This window comes from Aquiflexum gelatinilyticum (assembly GCF_024741135.1).
GTDB classification, from domain to species: domain Bacteria; phylum Bacteroidota; class Bacteroidia; order Cytophagales; family Cyclobacteriaceae; genus Cognataquiflexum; species Cognataquiflexum gelatinilyticum.
Map to the genome: position 1 here is coordinate 153,791 of NZ_JANSUY010000001.1, position 15,975 is coordinate 169,765.

Genomic DNA, 15,975 nt, shown 5'->3' on the forward strand with positions numbered 1-15,975 from the left:
ATGGAAGCCAATTCTTTATTGTCTCTTTTTGCCCAAGCCAATGCCTTCAAGGAAGGGGACATGTTGGTCGGGGGAACCCAAGACGAACTCACCCGGGAGATAGCCCGAGGACGTATATCCGACCTCAGCATCGGCCAGATCGCTAATACCGATTTTGTCGAAGACAGGCTTACAGAAATTCTCTCCAAAAGTCTCAACAGAAAGGCTTTGAAAGAAATCTCCCATTTGAGGATTTCAGAATTAAAATCCATTCTCCTGTCAGAAAAAGGTCCTGATTGGGTTAAAATCTACGCAACCGGACTTCCGAGTGAAGCCATTGCCGCAGTGGTGAAGGTCATGTCAGATTCGGAATTGTCGCAGGTAGCAACAAGTATTTTTAACCCGATCCCAAATTCTTTTGGAGATTTTGGAGCAGCCATAGGTTCGGCGAGGCACTTTGGCAGCCGCATCCAACCAAACAGCCCCGGAGATGAGGAGGATGAGATTTTGCTTTCCACACTCGAAGGACTTTGTTACGGTTGTGGGGATGTGATCATCGGACTCAACCCCGCAAGCGATGACTTGGAGACAATCGTCCGCACAGAAAAACTCCTCCAAAACATCGTCGAAAGGCTCCAACTGCCCACGCGCTTTTGTGTCCTTTCCGATATGGTCAAGCAAAGATCAGCTATGGCCCACACCAAAGTCGATGTGGGATTCCAAAGTCTTGCAGGCACTTCCAAAGGCTTGGAAGGGATGTTGGGCTGTGATGTGGATGAATTGTTGGACTTGTGCAGGTATTTTGAGGGATTATACTTCGAGACGGGACAAGGTTCGGAGGTTACCAACGGTGCTGCCCAAGGTGTGGATATGGTGACATTGGAGGCGAGATGTTATGGCCTTGCCCGGTATATCAAACAGGAAACCGGCAAATGGATGATCGTCAATGACGTGGCAGGATTTATCGGACCGGAGGTTTTCAGCACAGGCGCTCAACTCCGACGCGCGTGCCTAGAGGATACTGTTATGTCCAAACTCCATGGCTTGGTGATGGGATTGGATGTGTGTTCGACTTTCCACATGGGCATTCATCCTTCCGAATTGCAGCAACTCACCACCGAAATTGTGCAACTCGCAGCCCCTGCGTACCTGATGGCAGTGGCAGGAAAAGCAGATCCTATGCTCGGCTACCTCACCACTTCTTACCGTGAGCATCCAAGGTTGAGGAAGTCTTCAGGTAAAATGGTTTCTTCAGCTTTTCAAAAGCGTTTGGTTGAAATTGGAGCCTTGACTGAAGAGGGAAATACTGATCCAAGCGCAGACCGAATCGCAAAACTTTATTCCCAATACATCAAAGCCGGAGTTGAAAAAAGAACCACCGAAGACCTGGAACTTGAGGCCAAAAAGAAAATCAAGAACCTGCACGAAAAAGGCTGCGACTTGGGTTTTGGTGTAAGCAATCAAAATGAAGACCCTGATTTTGTAACCAAGCGCCTTGATGGACTTTTCTCCCATGCGAGGAAAGCCCTTTTTGCAGGGCTTGATGCTGCTGTGATTCGGGACTGCTGCGAATCCCCTGTCTATGTCCATACCGAGTCCAAAGACCGGGAGGATTACCTTGCCCATCCGGGAAGCGGGGAAAAAATCAGTAAAGAAAGCACACAGGAACTGATAAAATTAGATAAGGAATTGCCAATAAAACCGAAAATCCAATTTGTCATTTCCGATGGATTGAATGCCAATGCAATCAGCGAACACCTCCGTCAGGTACTTCCTGCGCTGAAGAAATCACTTTACGGAACACATTTCAACTATAGTCGGCATGACATCATCGTCCGAAATGGCAGGGTAAGGGCAGGCTACCATATCGGTCAAATCCTTCAACCCGACCTGATTGTTCACTTCATCGGAGAGCGTCCCGGTACCGGTCTCAACCAACTTTCAACCTACATCACCTACGGCAAAAGTCCGGAAGGTTTTTCGATTTTTGATCCGGATATGGACCATAGCCTGACCACCGCTGTCTGCGGCATCCATCCCCAAGGAAAATCCCCACAATCCGCCGCCCAAGAAATCCTCCGCATCATTGCCAAAGCCATCGAAATGAGAGGGACAGGGGTGAGGTTGGGAAAGGTGTAATAATGAAAAATGATGAATTTTTAATGAAGAATGAGATCCGAGGAAAAGTCCATTTGATGGATTGGGTTTATAAAAAATTCTTTTAGTTTTATAGGGAATCTTTCTGCAACATTTGGGAAGGCAAGTTTAATCTGGTTACTTTCTCTTAAAATAGAAGAAAGCGAAAAGTTAGATTGCATTTAAATATGGCAAAACCGAAGCACATATTATTTTGGACAGTACCGGCAATGGTAACATTATTCTTCGGGTTAATGACTTTTATGTCTTTAAATGAATGGTGGATAGTCCAAGTTAAACAACAAACTGGTGGTTATCCATGGGGGCAAGTAAATGAAAACCCTTGGTTTTATAAAAATCCTGAAATCTACTCGAAAGTTATGTTGATAGAAGGATTTGCATTTTCAGCAATATTAATATTTCTGACTATTCAGGTAATTAGAACAGATAAGAAAGGAATTTTGTACACGCTTATGTTTGGTTTTGGGCTGTTAGTAATAATGATTGCTAACGGAGCTATAAAATGAAGAAAGAAAATATCTCTCGTGAATATCATTTGGGAACCAATGCTTATTGTTCAAAAAAAAGAAACATGGGAAAATATAAAAATGTAATTGGTTATGTTTTCATTTTGGGGATTGGTATGGGTTCATTGGTTTTGTTTTTTTATCTTCATTATACACCTGAAATAATGGAATATATTAATAAAGTTAACGCTAGCAATACAACAATGGGATTTAGGCTGACTATTATATATGGATTTGCTAAGTTGATTTCATTAATATTAGGAATTTCAATCCCAGTTGCAGTTATATTCAAGAGTATTAAAGAGGGGAAAAAAAGAAAAAACGCACTCTAACATCACCTTGGATACAGCGGGCGCATCAGAGTAAATAGAGAGTTCAGTATCTTTAAGAAGTTAGAAGTAAGCTTGAATAGAACGCTTCGAATTCCCGCCGTCTCTAAGTTGAATCTTGTTTTGTGGCAATTTTAAACAGTCCTTGCTATGAAAGAAAGACAATCAGTTATACACGCAAACTACACAAAGACGAGAGAAGAATGGTATAAAAAAGAATGTGATGAAATTCTTTTTAGGACAAGATCATACATTACTATCGAAGGGCAGGAAGTCATGATAACTACTGACAGTCTAAAAAAATACTTGTTGACAATTGACAATCCAAAGACCTCTTGGTTTCAAATATGGCTTAAGGTTCGAGATGAAAGATGAATATACTTTTTATTTGTAGCAGAAACATCTGGAGAAGTGCTACTGCTGAAAGAATCTATAAAAATAGGCAAGACCATAACGTTAAATCGGCAGGAACAGAGCCTTCTGCCAAAGTTAAAGTCTCAGCCAAAAACATTTTGTGGGCAGACATAATCTTTGTGATGGAGAGAAAACATAAACAAAGACTGGTTGACAAATTTCCCTACGAAATAACAAACAAAAAAGTAGTAGTTCTGGAAAATGAAGACGAATATGAATATATGGACCAAGAACTAATTGATATGATTAAACTTTCGGTCGACCCATACCTGTAAATTCCCGGGAAAAACTTCCGTATGGGCGTAGATTTCATCTCCACCTTTATCCCCCACAAATTGTAATTGATTCATATTTGGTGTAATTTTACACCAAAAATTAAAGCTATGGCAAGACAAAGTATTTCTTTCTCGAAACCAAATGATGAATGGTTAAAGTCCCAAATAGACAACGAGGAATATTCAAGTAAAAGTGAACTTGTCAACGACTTGGTCAGACAGGCGAGAAAACAGCAGGCTACTATTGACTGGCTTAGGGCCAAGCTAGAAAAATCTGAAAAAGATGGATTTACTACCGATTCCAAAGAGATGATTTTAAAAGAGTCAAAGTCCAGACTCAATGGCTGATTATAGACTAAGTAATGCAGCCAAAGAGGACTTGATTCGCATTCATCATTATGGAGTTGGAAGGTTTGGTGTTATCCAAGCTGACAAATACTTCAACGCATTTTTTGATTATTTTGAAATGATTGCCGAAATACCCTATTCATTCGAATCTGTAGATTATATAAGAAAAGGTTATAGAAGATGTCCTTGTGGTTCTGATACCATATATTTTAGAATCAATGACAATGTGGTTGAGATTATGGCAATAATTGGAATGCAGGATTTAAATAATCTACTTTAATTCATATTCACCATGGAAAAAGAAATAGAAACATTCTATCCCAAAAGCCGGCAGGAGTGGCGGGATTGGCTACAGGAACACCATGATAAAAAGCAATCCATTTGGATTATTTATTACAAAAAGAAATCAAATGCTCCGACTGTCGCCTACTCGGATGCAGTGGATGAAGCGCTTTGCTTTGGGTGGATAGACAGCAAGCAAATGCCTATTGACGATGAGAAATTCATGCAGTTTTTTAGCAGACGGAAACCCAACTCTGTCTGGTCAAGGATCAACAAAGAAAAAATAGAGCGGCTTATATCGGAAGAACTGATGACCGAAGCCGGTTACCGAACCATTGAAATAGCCAAACAAAATGGTTCTTGGACGATTTTGGATGATGCGGAAGCTTTGCTTATTCCTGAGGATCTTGAGTCGGAATTCCAAAAAGCACTCCAAGCCAAAGATTACTTTTTAGGATTAAGCAGATCAAACAAACGCAATATCCTGCAATGGCTTGCCTTGGCCAAAAGACCGGAGACCCGGCAAAACCGCATCACCGAGATAGTGGGACTTGCCGCCCAAAAACTTAAACCCAAGCAATTTCGCGGACCGAAAAAAGAGGGTTAACTCGTCTTGATAGTTATAAGACTATTCTGAATAAGGCAAGCCAAAGTTCTTTACCTGCTTTAGGTCGCAGGAATATCACATCTTCAACACTTCCAAAAAGTATTCTTTAAGTACCTTTTCTTCACCGAGATCAACTTTCCCGTCTTCCATCACATTTGTAAGTAAGGCGTACATCTCTTTGAAAGGGGATCGGCCAAGAACAGAATCATTCTCCTCGAGCCATTTTTTCAGAACAGTGATTTCGTATTTATTGATCTCCTCATCCGCTAATATTCCGTAACAGATTCCCTGAAGAAAATAAATTTTGGCTTCCTTACTTTCAGAGACGCTAAGCTCAGTTTCATACTTTTTGAGAATAGCTTTCAGCTCCATGATTTCTTCGGCCGTCATTGTGCCGTCATCAAGAATCGCTTTTACTTCGGCGAAAAATTCTTTGAATGGGGATGATTCACAAAGTCCTTGATGGGCTTGGCACCAAAGTTTCATTTCTGTGAATTCGCCTCGGGTGATTCTCCCGTCACTGCTGATGCCATGGATGATTCCTTTGAGATGATTGAATGGTTTTTGGGTTTTCATATTCTGTTGGTTAAAAATTTCTCTTCTAAAATAGGGATTGTTCGCGGTCTATACATAAACCTGTCCGGGAATTTTATGTGAAATTTGAATGGTGAATAGCATGTTCACCTTAAGTTTGGACTGAGCTATCCGAAATTTTTGCTTTTCGGTTATTTGGGAATTGGATTTTGATCTCCCTCCAAATTGGGAAAATCAATCCTTTCCTATCCCTCTGACATTTTGTTTTCAATCACGATTTCTCTAATCCAAAAATTCTGATAACTTTGCTGACTGTTTAGTCAGTCATGAAAACAATGTTGATATCCCTTTCAGTTTTAATCGTCTTTGTATTGGTAGTTGTGGTTTTTGTCAACCATCCGAAATTCGGAAAACTCCCATCCGGTGAGCGCTTGGAGCGCATCCAATCTTCTCCGAATTACCAAAAAGGTTCGTTCCGAAACCTCAGCGTCACCCCTGACCTCACTGAAGGAGTCAGCTATTCTACCGTGATGTGGGATTTTCTTTTTGCCAAAAAGGAAAGACAAACCCCAACTGAAATCCTTCCTTCTGTAAAAACTGACCTGTTAAATCTGTCTCCTGAAGCCGATATTTTGGTTTGGTTTGGGCATTCTTCCTATTTTATGCAGGTCGATGGCAAGACGATTTTGGTTGACCCGGTTTTGAGCGGAGCGGCTACGCCGATGCCGGTAGGTGGAAAGTCCTTTACGGGATCGGACATTTATACCACCGAGGACATCCCGGAAATTGATATCCTGTTTATTTCCCATGACCATTGGGATCACTTGGATTATGACACCATCCTCAAGCTCAAGCCAAAAATCAAATTGGTCATTTGCGGTTTGGGGATAGGTGCGCATTTTGAACATTGGGGATTTGACCCGAAGACGATCATTGAAATGGATTGGAATGAAAGTGTGGATTTGGAAGAAGGCTTCTCGGTTACAGTTTTGCCTGCGAGACATTTTTCAGGAAGGGGATTTTCCAGAAACAAAGCCTTGTGGGTTTCATTTGCTTTTAGAACCCCAAGCATGAACCTTTACCTAGGAGGAGACAGTGGCTATGACAGGCATTTTGCTGAAATCGGAAACAAGTATGGGCCCTTTGATCTTGCCATACTTGATAATGGGCAATATGATGCTGCTTGGAGATATGTGCATCTCATGCCAAATGAAATCCTGACCGCCGCCAGGGAATTGAATGCAAAAAGAATTTTACCTGTTCATTCTTCTAAATTTGTATTGGGAAACCATCCTTGGGACGAGCCTTTGGAAAAGATCATCGCGAATAATGAATCAGAAAAGCAGAATATCATCACTCCCATGATCGGTGAACAAGTAAACCTTAATGACAGTACGCAAGCCTTTTCCCTTTGGTGGAGGAAGGTGAAATAGTGTTCAGTCAATAGTCAATAGTCCACAGATTCCATAATCGAACGACATTTTCATTATCCAAATATCAGTTCATCAAATAACCAATAAACCAATAACCAATAACCATCCAATGGACAAAAAACAACTCATTCTCGATGCGGCACTTCGTCTTTTTGTGGAGTTTGGGTTTCATGATACCCCGACCAGCAAAATTGCCAAAGAAGCGGGTGTTGCCAACGGGACTTTGTTTTACTTTTTTCCTACCAAAGATGATTTGGTAAAGGCGCTTTATATTGATCTCAAGACAAAGATGGGCGGATGTGTAGCAGAGAGTATCTCGGAAGAAATGGAATTGAAGGAGATTTTGAGGGGATTCTATAAAACTTCCCTGACATGGGCCTTGGATCATCAGCCTGAGTTTACTTTCCTTGAGCAGTTCAACAACTCACCTTATGCGAGGAGTATTGCCAAAGTAGAAATGGATATTTATACCCGTCCTTTGCTTTCCCTTCTACAAAATGGAATTGATGAGGGCAAACTCAAACATATGGATGCCGACTTGATTTATGCTATTGTAAGCGGCCATACTTTTGGAGTCCACAAATACCTTTCGGGTAAGACTTTTCTTCGTGAGGAAGCAGAACAGGTGATGGATGAAACCTTTGATTTGATTTGGAAGCTGATTTCATTTTGATTTTTTAAAGCTTTGCCAATACAGGTTCACTTCCATAAAGAACAGAAGCAATTGTCACTTTTTTCCCATCAGCTCTTTTTCGATCTGTTCCAAAGTTTTGCCTTTTGTCTCGGGTAAAACAAAATAGATCACAATAAAACCAAATGCGCAGATGGCTCCGTACAGCCAAAAATTATTTGCCCAACCGAGGTTTTCTTTGATGGTGGGAAAAGAATAAGTCAAAGTAAAATTACCCACCCAATGTGCCAATGCTGCGATGGAAATTGCTGCCCCTCTGATTCTTGTTGGGAATATCTCTGACAACACTACCCAAAGTAGCGGGGCAAGGGTAAAGGAATAAAACATGACATTGGCAAGAACAAGGATAACTACCTGCCACCCTCCTTGACCGATGTAAAAAGTATAACCGATAAAGAGGTAGATGATGGCCATGGCCGATGTTCCGATCAGGAGAAGCTTTTTTCTCCCAAATCGATCCACCGTGAAGATCGTGATGAAGACGGAAAGTACCATCACCCCACCGATCACCACGATATTGAGCATCATCTGTTTGAGGTTATAGCCAGCGGCTTGAAAAATGTCGGCAGCATAATAAATCACCACATTCAATCCGCTCCATTGTTGGAGAAAGGAAAGGAAGATACCGATGCCGAGCAATTTGACTATTCTTTTGTTGAGCAGTTCTTTGAAATTGACTTTGGCGAGGCTATCCTCATTTACTGTGGCTTTGATTTCGCTGACAGCAAGTTCTGCATAAAACTTTCCGCCGATTTTTTCCAGGATCTTCAGCGCTTTGGTTTCTTGGTTGTTTTTGACAAGCCATCTTGCGCTTTCGGGAACAAAAAACATCAGGACAAAAAACAACATGGCCGGAACCGCTTCCACGCCAAACATCCACCTCCATCCATATTGCCCACTCCAACTTGCCGCCAGCGTCGCAAAATCAGGATTGTCAGGCAGTGAAATATCCAATAGTGAAATCTGCCAGTTGACCACCTGTGCCAATAGTACCCCAACCATCACCAAAAGCTGCATGAGGGTTACAAACATACCCCGCTTTTCAGGCGGTGCCACTTCGGCAATGTAGAGCGGTGAGAGGTTTAGCGCTATTCCCATGGCCACCCCGCCAAGGATTCGGTAAAAATTAAACAACCAGAATGTATCCGCAATGGCAGTTCCTACCGCCGAAACTGAAAAGAGAAAACCTGAAAAAATCAGGAGTTTTTTTCTACCCACTTTGTCGCTCAGGAGAATACAAAGCAATGCTCCGGCCATACAGCCAATGAGAGCGGAGCTTGTCCCCCAACCTTGATCAGCAGGAGAAGTAATGTTGAAATAGGGTTCATAAAATGGCTTGGCGCCACCGATTACTACCCAATCATAGCCAAAAAGAAAACCACCAAGTGCGGCTGTCAAACTGATAAGCCAAATATAAGTCTGGTTGTAGCTGATCTTTTGATCCATGGTGATTTGGGTTTGGGAATTCCAATTTAAGATACTGAAGCGAATTTGCAACAGAGGTTATTTTGAAAAAGGTAAATATAAGACAGTGAAACAGGTGTTTGTTTGCCAAAAATCTCTTTCAGGCCAACATATCTCGATGGAAATAGGAAAAATTGAAGCTAATTTTTTGATTGATTTCAATTATCAATAAATTGTTTGGAATTAGAGGCGGAAACCGAAAAGCCCATAGAGTAGGTGAAAAATCAATATTCATTGGATTATGAAAGTAATCGTTTTATCAGTTTTAGTTTTGGGATTTGTATTTTTGGGATTGGAGGCCAATGCCCAAGGAATCGGCATCAGAGCCGGTTTTCAATCTGCTACCACCAACAATAACGGAAATCAGATCGGAGGTAGTTTGGATCATTTTTACCTCGGTGCGTTCAAAAACCGACATTTGGGTGCTGGCGACCTATTGACGCTTCACACCGGACTTGAATATATGCAAAACGGACATAGGACAAATGACGATAATTTCAGAAGGATGATTTACCTGAGTGTTCCTGTTGGAATTAGGTTAAAGTTAGGGCCGGTTTTTGTCCAAGGTGGCGTCAACGGCAATATTAAATTGTCAGAAAATTATCAAGTCAACGGTTCCGACGCATTGAATGATGGCAATAAAACCAATACTTTTGACCTTCCTGCACATATCGGTCTAGGTCTCAAATTATTGATTTTTGAAATTGAAGCGAGATACCATCAGGGATTTATAGATGTCAATAACGGCAACAAGAGTTCTTATTTACAAATTGGTGCAGCCATTGAATTTTAAAATTTGCTTTGATTTCTTAAATGAAAAAAGGAAGTGATCCACTTCCTTTTTTCATTTAAGCCAATTATTATTTTTGTTTATGATTTTGATGTAGCATTTGACATATTTGTTTGATCGGTTCTTTTTGAACTCAATCCTATCTTCTAAAACCACTTCTATTTAAATCAAACAAAATAGAAACCTAGAATGATGATTAGGAGATTTGCGCTTGCCATAATGCTTATGTTCTTTGCACTCAACTTAGCCATGGCCCAAGGTGATGCCCAGCTTTGGCTTACCTATAATAACCAAACCAGACTTTCAGACAAATGGGGCTATACTTTCGATGTCAATTACAGAACTCGTGGATTTTTCCCTTTTAATTCGACTTTGGCAGCGGCAAGGGTAGGTGGCATTTACTTTGTGAGTAATCGATCGAGGATTTCTGGGGGATATGCTTGGTTTGGGACTTATGTTTCTGATTTTGATATCAATTTGCTTCCAGAGCACAGACTTTGGCAGCAAATTCAATGGATAATTCCCAAATCAAAGTTTCAATTGGTGCACCGCTTCAGACTTGAACAGCGCTTCAGGCAGGAATTGTTAAAATATCCTTCAGGTAAGTCGAGTTTTGCCTACACCACAAGGGCGCGATACATGGTCCAATTTCAGGGTTTATTGCTACCACCCAAAACACCGGACGGTTTTCAGATCAGCTGGCAGACTGCCAATGAAATCATGTTTCACAGTGGGGATATCATCAGTAGCCGTCTATTCAACCAAAACAGGACTTTGGCCGGTGTGGTAATTTCCCCCAACCGCAAATTTGATTTTGCTGTATTGTACCAATTGATTTTACAATACCAGCCTGTATTGGATAATGTTGAGGAAATCCATTCGATCAGGTTGACCGCATTTCATACTTTGGATTACCGAAAAAACAGATAGCGCATACCAATACCTTCAGATCAATTTTAAAATTCTTAAATTGTATCAAAGTATATTTCGCATTCAATAAACCTTTTTTTCCACCATCACATGCGCTGTTTCTATCTTTTGGTTTTGCTTCAATTATTTTCTGAGTCAGCATCTTTTGGACAAAATCTACAAGAGCAAAAAACTCAGGAAGAAATTTACGCTTTGATTGACCAATATTCCCGAGCAAGAGATAAAAGGGATACTGTTTTGCTCAAATCCATTCTTACTGGCGATGTAGATCAGTTAGTTTCTTCAGGCGAATGGCGCATTGGAATCGAACAGGCGGTGGAAGGGATGCAGCGAAGTTCGACAGTCAATGAAGGCAAGAGAACTTTGACCGTAGATAAATACCGTTTGTTGTCATTTGAAGTTGGTATCGTGGATGCCAGGTATGAGATTGAAGGTAAAAATGGGACAATCAGGAAAATGTGGAGTACTTTTGTATTGGTTCGGGAAAGTGGGAAATGGAAAATCTCCGGAATCAGAAATATGCTACCCACTAGCCAATAATATTATCGGTAATTTGTAAACTTATAATGGCAATAAATCGAAAAATCAATTTTATAGGCTTCATTGTATTGTTGGCCTTGGTTCTTGGGAGTTTTTCTGCTTTTTCCCAAAGTGACAGTACCGCTGCCGAATCACCGGGGATCCGAAATGGAATCCAAGGTTATCCTGTGCTTGGAGTGATGAACGATACAGTTTTTTATGTTTTCATCAAAATGGGAGCCTCCTCACCAAGTGAGAGGGCCAAACACATTACTGATAAAATAAGAAGGCTGTATGAGGATCCTGAATTCAATGTCGATTCTCTTGCTATCGAAGAATCTGAATTTTCAGTGGACCTTGTTTATAGAGACATTATCGTGACAAGCGTCTCACCGGACGATGCAGCTGTTTATGGCTTGAGTTTGCGTGAGATATCAGAGGAAGCAAAATCAAGAATATCCCAATCTATCAAGGTTGCCAAAGAGGAGCGGAAATTAAGCAAAATTCTTTTTAGGGTACTTTATACTTGTATTGTATTCTTTGTGGCTCTACTGCTTTATTGGCTGCTCAACAAAGGATATGTCCGTATCCTGAAGTACCTCAAAAGGAACAGAGATAAGCTCCTTAAAAACCTTTCCTATAAGGATTACACATTTTTGACCGCTGAACAGGAGCTGAGGGCTATTTTGATTTTGCTTAGGGGAACCCGCCTGTTTTTATACTTTGCACTTGGATATGCGGTTTTATCGATTGGATTCAGCATTTTCCCACTTACCAGAGGCTGGGCTGATGCTTTGTTGGGATTGGTTTGGTCGCCTTTTAGGTCGATCTTAATTGCCATTTGGGATTATGTTCCAAGTTTGGTCACCATACTGGTCATTGTCTTTGTGATGTATAATGTTATACGTTTGGTGAGGTATGTTTTTCAGGAAATCGAAGCGGAAAAACTTAAGATTTCAGGATTCCATGCTGATTGGGCAATGCCTACTTATGGCATTGTTAGGGTACTTTTATATGCTTTTATGGTGGTGTTAATCTTTCCATATCTTCCGGGTTCTGAGTCTAATGTTTTCAGGGGTGTTTCGGTTTTTATCGGGATCCTTTTTTCTCTCGGTTCATCATCAGCCATTGCCAATATGGTAGCCGGATTGGTGATTACGTATATGCGCCCTTTCAAAATAGGTGACAAAATTAAAATCGGTGATACTACCGGGGTCGTTTTGGAAAAAACCCTTTTAGTCACTCGGGTCCGTACTATTAAAAACGAGGAAATCACCATCCCAAATTCATCTGTTCTTGGAGGTAATACCACCAATTACTCCACCTTGGCTAAAACAGAAGGACTGATTATCAATACCACTGTGACTATCGGCTACGATGTCCCTTGGAGGGAAACGCATGCAGCTTTGATAGAAGCTGCCTTAAGAACAGATTTGGTATTAAAGGAGCCTTCACCTTTTGTTTTTCAGACTAGCCTGGATGATTTTTATGTATCCTATCAGCTCAATGCCTACACCCGAGAATCAATAGGAATGGCAAAGGTTTACTCAGAGCTGCATCAAAATATTCAGGATGTGTTTTTTGAAAGGGGAATAGAAATCATGTCACCACATTATCGGGCAGCAAGAGATGGGAATATGTCCACTATTCCGACCAAATACCTTCCTCAAGATTATCAGGCACCTGCTTTTAATTTCAAAACAGACCAGAAAAAGGAAATTTAATTCGCTTTGGTTTTTAAATACCCATCAGAAATAAATGTCAGATTCGTTAAAAATGGTTCGTACCAACTCCCAAAATCCCGATTTCATAAGCCTTGTGAGGCAATTGGATGCCTACCTTGCTGTCACCGATGGAGATGAACATGCTTTTTATGACCAATTCAACAAAATCCAGAACATTAAAAATGTGATTGTATTGTATGAAAACCAAATACCGGTAGGATGTGGCGCCATCAAGGAGTTTGCAACAGATACTATGGAAGTCAAGCGGATGTTTGTCAAGCCAGAATATAGAGGAAAAGGAATCGCAGGTAAAATTTTGGCTGAACTTGAAACTTGGGCTTTTGAAATGGGTTATTCCAAATGTGTCCTTGAAACCGGTAAAAGGCAAGTGGAAGCTGTAGCCCTTTATATGAAGAGTGGATACCGTATCATTCCTAACTACGGTCAATATATCGGTATGGATAACAGCATTTGTTTTGAAAAGGTATTGGAAATTAAAGCCACATAAAATAAGGAATCATTGAATCAGGAGTTTGATTATATCATCGCAGGGGCAGGGGCATCAGGGCTGAGTTTGGCGCTTTACATGTTGGAAGAGCCTGCTTTGAAAAACAAGCAGATTTTAATTTTGGATAAGAATGCCAAAAACAGCAATGACCGCACTTGGTGTTTTTGGCAAAAGGAAAAAAGTCCCTTTGACCAAATTCTTCATGCCAGCTGGAATGAGCTTTTTTTTCATTCTCCGGTTTTCTCTAAAGTACTCGAAATCCAACCCTATCACTACAAGATGTTGCGAAGCAGGGACTTTTACAGATTTTGTTTTAGAAAAATTAAGGAGTCCAAAAACATCACATTTGTCCAAGAAGAAATCCAAGAAATTAATGATGATGGAACTGTCATTTGTGAAAGTCAGACGTTCAAAGGGAGCTTTGTCTTCAACAGTGCGTTTGTAGCGATTCCAAAGACTGAAGGCAAATACCATCTTTTGCAGCATTTCAAAGGTTGGTTTATCAAAAGTGAAAAGCCTGTATTCGATCCAAAAAGACCTGTATTGATGGATTTTAGGATTGACCAAAAGGGAGATTGCCGCTTTATGTACGTCTTGCCAAAAAATGAATACCAAGCATTGGTGGAGTATACTATATTTTCGGCAAACCTACTCCAAGAGGAAGAATATGAGTTTGCTTTGGAGAAACATTGCCTTGAGGAATTGAAATTAGAATCCTACGAAATTGAGGAAACGGAATACGGTGTTATTCCAATGACCAATGAACCAATCCCAAAAAAACAAAGTGGCTGTGTGATAAACATTGGTACCGCCGGAGGGCATACTAAAGCCTCAACAGGATATACTTTTGCATTTATCCAAAAGAAATGTAGAAAAATCGCTTCCAATCTGGCTGAAAATAAACTTCCTTTAGAAGGCTTAGACAGCAAGTTTGACAAATACCTGCTTTATGATTCTATCTTTCTCAGGGTTTTGTCCGAAAAGAATTTTCCTGCATGGCGTGTATTCAGCGAACTTTTCGAGAAACTCCCGCCTAAAACAGTTTTCGATTTCCTTGATGAAAACACTGATTTATTAACAGATATAAGGGTGATGAATTCTACCCATATTCCGACATTTCTCAAAGCGGCTTTAAAGGAGATTTTCTGATTTATTCAAATGATGGAATTACAAAAATCATAATTTTTAATTCCGATGATCAAAAAAACCTTTTTAAATGAATAGCATAAATCCATATTTAACTTGATTTAAATAAATCCCTATGAAACCATCACTTTTCAATTCGTTGTCAAACAAAATGATCGCCCTCATTTGTATCTTTTCCTTTTCTTTGGTTGGATTTGATTCCTTAGGACAGGAGATGAGTTTTGAGGAATACAATCCTCCTTCAACCTTAGTGGTTCCTGAAAATCCTGTCAAAAGGGCCAAATTTCCATTTATTGACATCCATAGTCATCAGTGGAATGTCTCACAGGAAAGGGTAAATATCCTTGTCAAGGAAATGGACGAGCTCAATATGGGTGTCATGGTCAACCTCAGCGGTCGCGGTAGGGGAGCAGCAGGCGACATCGATGGACAGGAATACATGTATTCGATGATCAGGAGGTTCAATGGCGTGGCACCGGGGAGATTTATTGTTTTTACCAATCTTTCCTTCAGGGAATTCGGGGCTCCGGGATGGAGCGAAAGAGCCGTAGCCGACTTAGAAAAAGACGTCCAAAACGGAGCCAATGGTTTGAAGATTTATAAAAGTCTGGGTTTGTCCACCAAAGACATCAATGGAGTCAGGGTTCCGATAGATCATCCTGATTTGGACCCGGTATGGAAAAAATGTGGTGAATTGGGAATTCCTGTCATCATCCATGCAGCAGATCCTGAGCCTTTTTGGCAGCCTTTGGATGCCAATAATGAGCGTTGGCTTGAATTAAAACTCAATCCAAACAGAAAAAGGAGCGATACCGATCCCGCTCCTTTTGCCCAAATCATTGCGGAGCAACATCACGTTTTTCAAAAACACCCCAAAACCACTTTCATCAATGCCCATATGGGTTGGATGGCAAATGATCTGGACAAGGCTAGTGCACATTTGGACAAATATCCAAATGTATATTTTGGAATCGGCGCTGTCATAGCTGAGTTTGGAAGACAGCCCAAGCGTGCCAACAGGTTTTTCACAGAATATCAGGACAGGATTCTTTTTGCGAAAGATGCCTATAATAAGGAGGAATTTTATACCTACTTCAGGGTTTTGGAGACTGAAGATGAGTATTTCCCCTATTACAAAAAATACCACGCCTTTTGGAGTATGTACGGACTTGGGCTCTCTGATGAGGTCCTGAAGAAAGTGTATTACAAGAACGCCATCAAAATCATCCCCAATATCGACAAGAGTGGTTTTCCGGATTGATTTAATTGAATGATGATTTTCACTTATCGGGAAATAACTACTTAATGATAGGCTTGAAGTTCAAAATAACTAACTGTC

19 protein-coding genes are annotated in these 15,975 nt (G+C 40.7%); 17 read left to right on the plus strand and 2 right to left on the minus strand.

Annotated features, from left to right (window positions below; genetic code table 11):
* From eutB to NU887_RS00615, 8 genes are all read left to right on the plus strand, one after another.
* Positions 1–2,118 carry an ethanolamine ammonia-lyase subunit EutB gene (eutB, locus tag NU887_RS00580; RefSeq protein ID WP_258421406.1) on the plus strand — a complete coding sequence of 706 codons (2,118 nt, stop codon included), beginning with the start codon at positions 1–3 and terminating at the stop codon, positions 2,116–2,118.
* Between the two features lie 185 nt (positions 2,119–2,303).
* The gene (locus NU887_RS00585; RefSeq protein ID WP_258421407.1) at positions 2,304–2,642 is read left to right on the plus strand and encodes a hypothetical protein; all 339 of its coding nucleotides are present in this window, start codon (positions 2,304–2,306) and stop codon (positions 2,640–2,642) included.
* Positions 2,639–2,974: a hypothetical protein gene (locus NU887_RS00590; protein WP_258421408.1), complete on the plus strand. Its 336-nt coding sequence runs from the start codon at positions 2,639–2,641 to the stop codon at positions 2,972–2,974. Before NU887_RS00585 ends, NU887_RS00590 begins: the two co-directional genes overlap by 4 nt.
* A gap of 147 nt (positions 2,975–3,121) precedes the next feature.
* Positions 3,122–3,346, plus strand: a complete 225-nt coding sequence (locus NU887_RS00595; protein WP_258421409.1) for a hypothetical protein — start codon at positions 3,122–3,124, stop codon at positions 3,344–3,346.
* The gene (locus NU887_RS00600; protein ID WP_258421410.1) at positions 3,343–3,660 is read left to right on the plus strand and encodes a low molecular weight protein tyrosine phosphatase family protein; all 318 of its coding nucleotides are present in this window, start codon (positions 3,343–3,345) and stop codon (positions 3,658–3,660) included. The genes NU887_RS00595 and NU887_RS00600 overlap by 4 nt, the downstream gene beginning before the upstream one ends.
* 108 nt (positions 3,661–3,768) lie before the next feature.
* Positions 3,769–4,008: a ribbon-helix-helix domain-containing protein gene (locus tag NU887_RS00605; RefSeq protein WP_258421411.1), complete on the plus strand. Its 240-nt coding sequence runs from the start codon at positions 3,769–3,771 to the stop codon at positions 4,006–4,008.
* Positions 4,001–4,288: a type II toxin-antitoxin system RelE/ParE family toxin gene (locus tag NU887_RS00610; protein WP_258421412.1), complete on the plus strand. Its 288-nt coding sequence runs from the start codon at positions 4,001–4,003 to the stop codon at positions 4,286–4,288. Before NU887_RS00605 ends, NU887_RS00610 begins: the two co-directional genes overlap by 8 nt.
* A gap of 12 nt (positions 4,289–4,300) precedes the next feature.
* Positions 4,301–4,897, plus strand: a complete 597-nt coding sequence (locus NU887_RS00615; RefSeq protein ID WP_258421413.1) for a YdeI/OmpD-associated family protein — start codon at positions 4,301–4,303, stop codon at positions 4,895–4,897.
* A gap of 75 nt (positions 4,898–4,972) precedes the next feature.
* On the opposite strand, the gene NU887_RS00620 is transcribed toward NU887_RS00615, so the two are convergent.
* Positions 4,973–5,473: a hypothetical protein gene (locus tag NU887_RS00620; protein WP_258421414.1), complete on the minus strand. Its 501-nt coding sequence runs from the start codon at positions 5,471–5,473 to the stop codon at positions 4,973–4,975.
* A gap of 293 nt (positions 5,474–5,766) precedes the next feature.
* On the opposite strand from NU887_RS00620, the gene NU887_RS00625 reads away from it, so the two are divergent.
* Both NU887_RS00625 and NU887_RS00630 read left to right on the plus strand, forming a co-directional pair.
* A complete protein-coding gene (locus NU887_RS00625; protein ID WP_258421415.1) occupies positions 5,767–6,864 on the plus strand; it encodes an MBL fold metallo-hydrolase in 1,098 nt (365 codons plus the stop codon).
* A gap of 109 nt (positions 6,865–6,973) precedes the next feature.
* A complete protein-coding gene (locus NU887_RS00630; protein WP_258421416.1) occupies positions 6,974–7,537 on the plus strand; it encodes a TetR/AcrR family transcriptional regulator in 564 nt (187 codons plus the stop codon).
* Positions 7,538–7,591: 54 nt separating this feature from the next.
* Here NU887_RS00630 and NU887_RS00635 read toward each other — a convergent pair whose 3' ends face one another.
* Positions 7,592–9,001 (minus strand): sugar porter family MFS transporter, encoded by a 1,410-nt coding sequence (locus tag NU887_RS00635; RefSeq protein ID WP_420839694.1) that lies wholly within the window; start codon positions 8,999–9,001, stop codon positions 7,592–7,594.
* A gap of 259 nt (positions 9,002–9,260) precedes the next feature.
* On the opposite strand from NU887_RS00635, the gene NU887_RS00640 reads away from it, so the two are divergent.
* The 7 genes from NU887_RS00640 to NU887_RS00670 all read left to right on the plus strand — a co-directional run bounded on the left by NU887_RS00640 (position 9,261) and on the right by NU887_RS00670 (position 15,897).
* On the plus strand, positions 9,261–9,812 hold the full coding sequence (locus NU887_RS00640; protein WP_258421417.1) for an outer membrane beta-barrel protein: 552 nt from the start codon (positions 9,261–9,263) through the stop codon (positions 9,810–9,812).
* 186 nt (positions 9,813–9,998) lie between these two features.
* On the plus strand, positions 9,999–10,739 hold the full coding sequence (locus tag NU887_RS00645) for a DUF2490 domain-containing protein (protein WP_258421418.1): 741 nt from the start codon (positions 9,999–10,001) through the stop codon (positions 10,737–10,739).
* A gap of 90 nt (positions 10,740–10,829) precedes the next feature.
* Entirely contained in the window at positions 10,830–11,279 is a 450-nt protein-coding gene (locus NU887_RS00650; RefSeq protein ID WP_258421419.1) for a DUF4440 domain-containing protein, read from the plus strand.
* A 26-nt stretch (positions 11,280–11,305) separates the two neighbouring features.
* Complete coding sequence (locus NU887_RS00655) at positions 11,306–12,982, plus strand: mechanosensitive ion channel family protein (protein ID WP_258421420.1); 1,677 nt, start codon at positions 11,306–11,308, stop codon at positions 12,980–12,982.
* A 34-nt stretch (positions 12,983–13,016) separates the two neighbouring features.
* Entirely contained in the window at positions 13,017–13,490 is a 474-nt protein-coding gene (locus NU887_RS00660; protein WP_258421421.1) for a GNAT family N-acetyltransferase, read from the plus strand.
* A gap of 12 nt (positions 13,491–13,502) precedes the next feature.
* Positions 13,503–14,639 (plus strand): lycopene cyclase family protein, encoded by a 1,137-nt coding sequence (locus NU887_RS00665; RefSeq protein WP_258421422.1) that lies wholly within the window; start codon positions 13,503–13,505, stop codon positions 14,637–14,639.
* A gap of 112 nt (positions 14,640–14,751) precedes the next feature.
* Positions 14,752–15,897: an amidohydrolase family protein gene (locus NU887_RS00670; protein ID WP_420839696.1), complete on the plus strand. Its 1,146-nt coding sequence runs from the start codon at positions 14,752–14,754 to the stop codon at positions 15,895–15,897.
* The last annotated feature ends 78 nt before the right edge of the window (positions 15,898–15,975 follow it).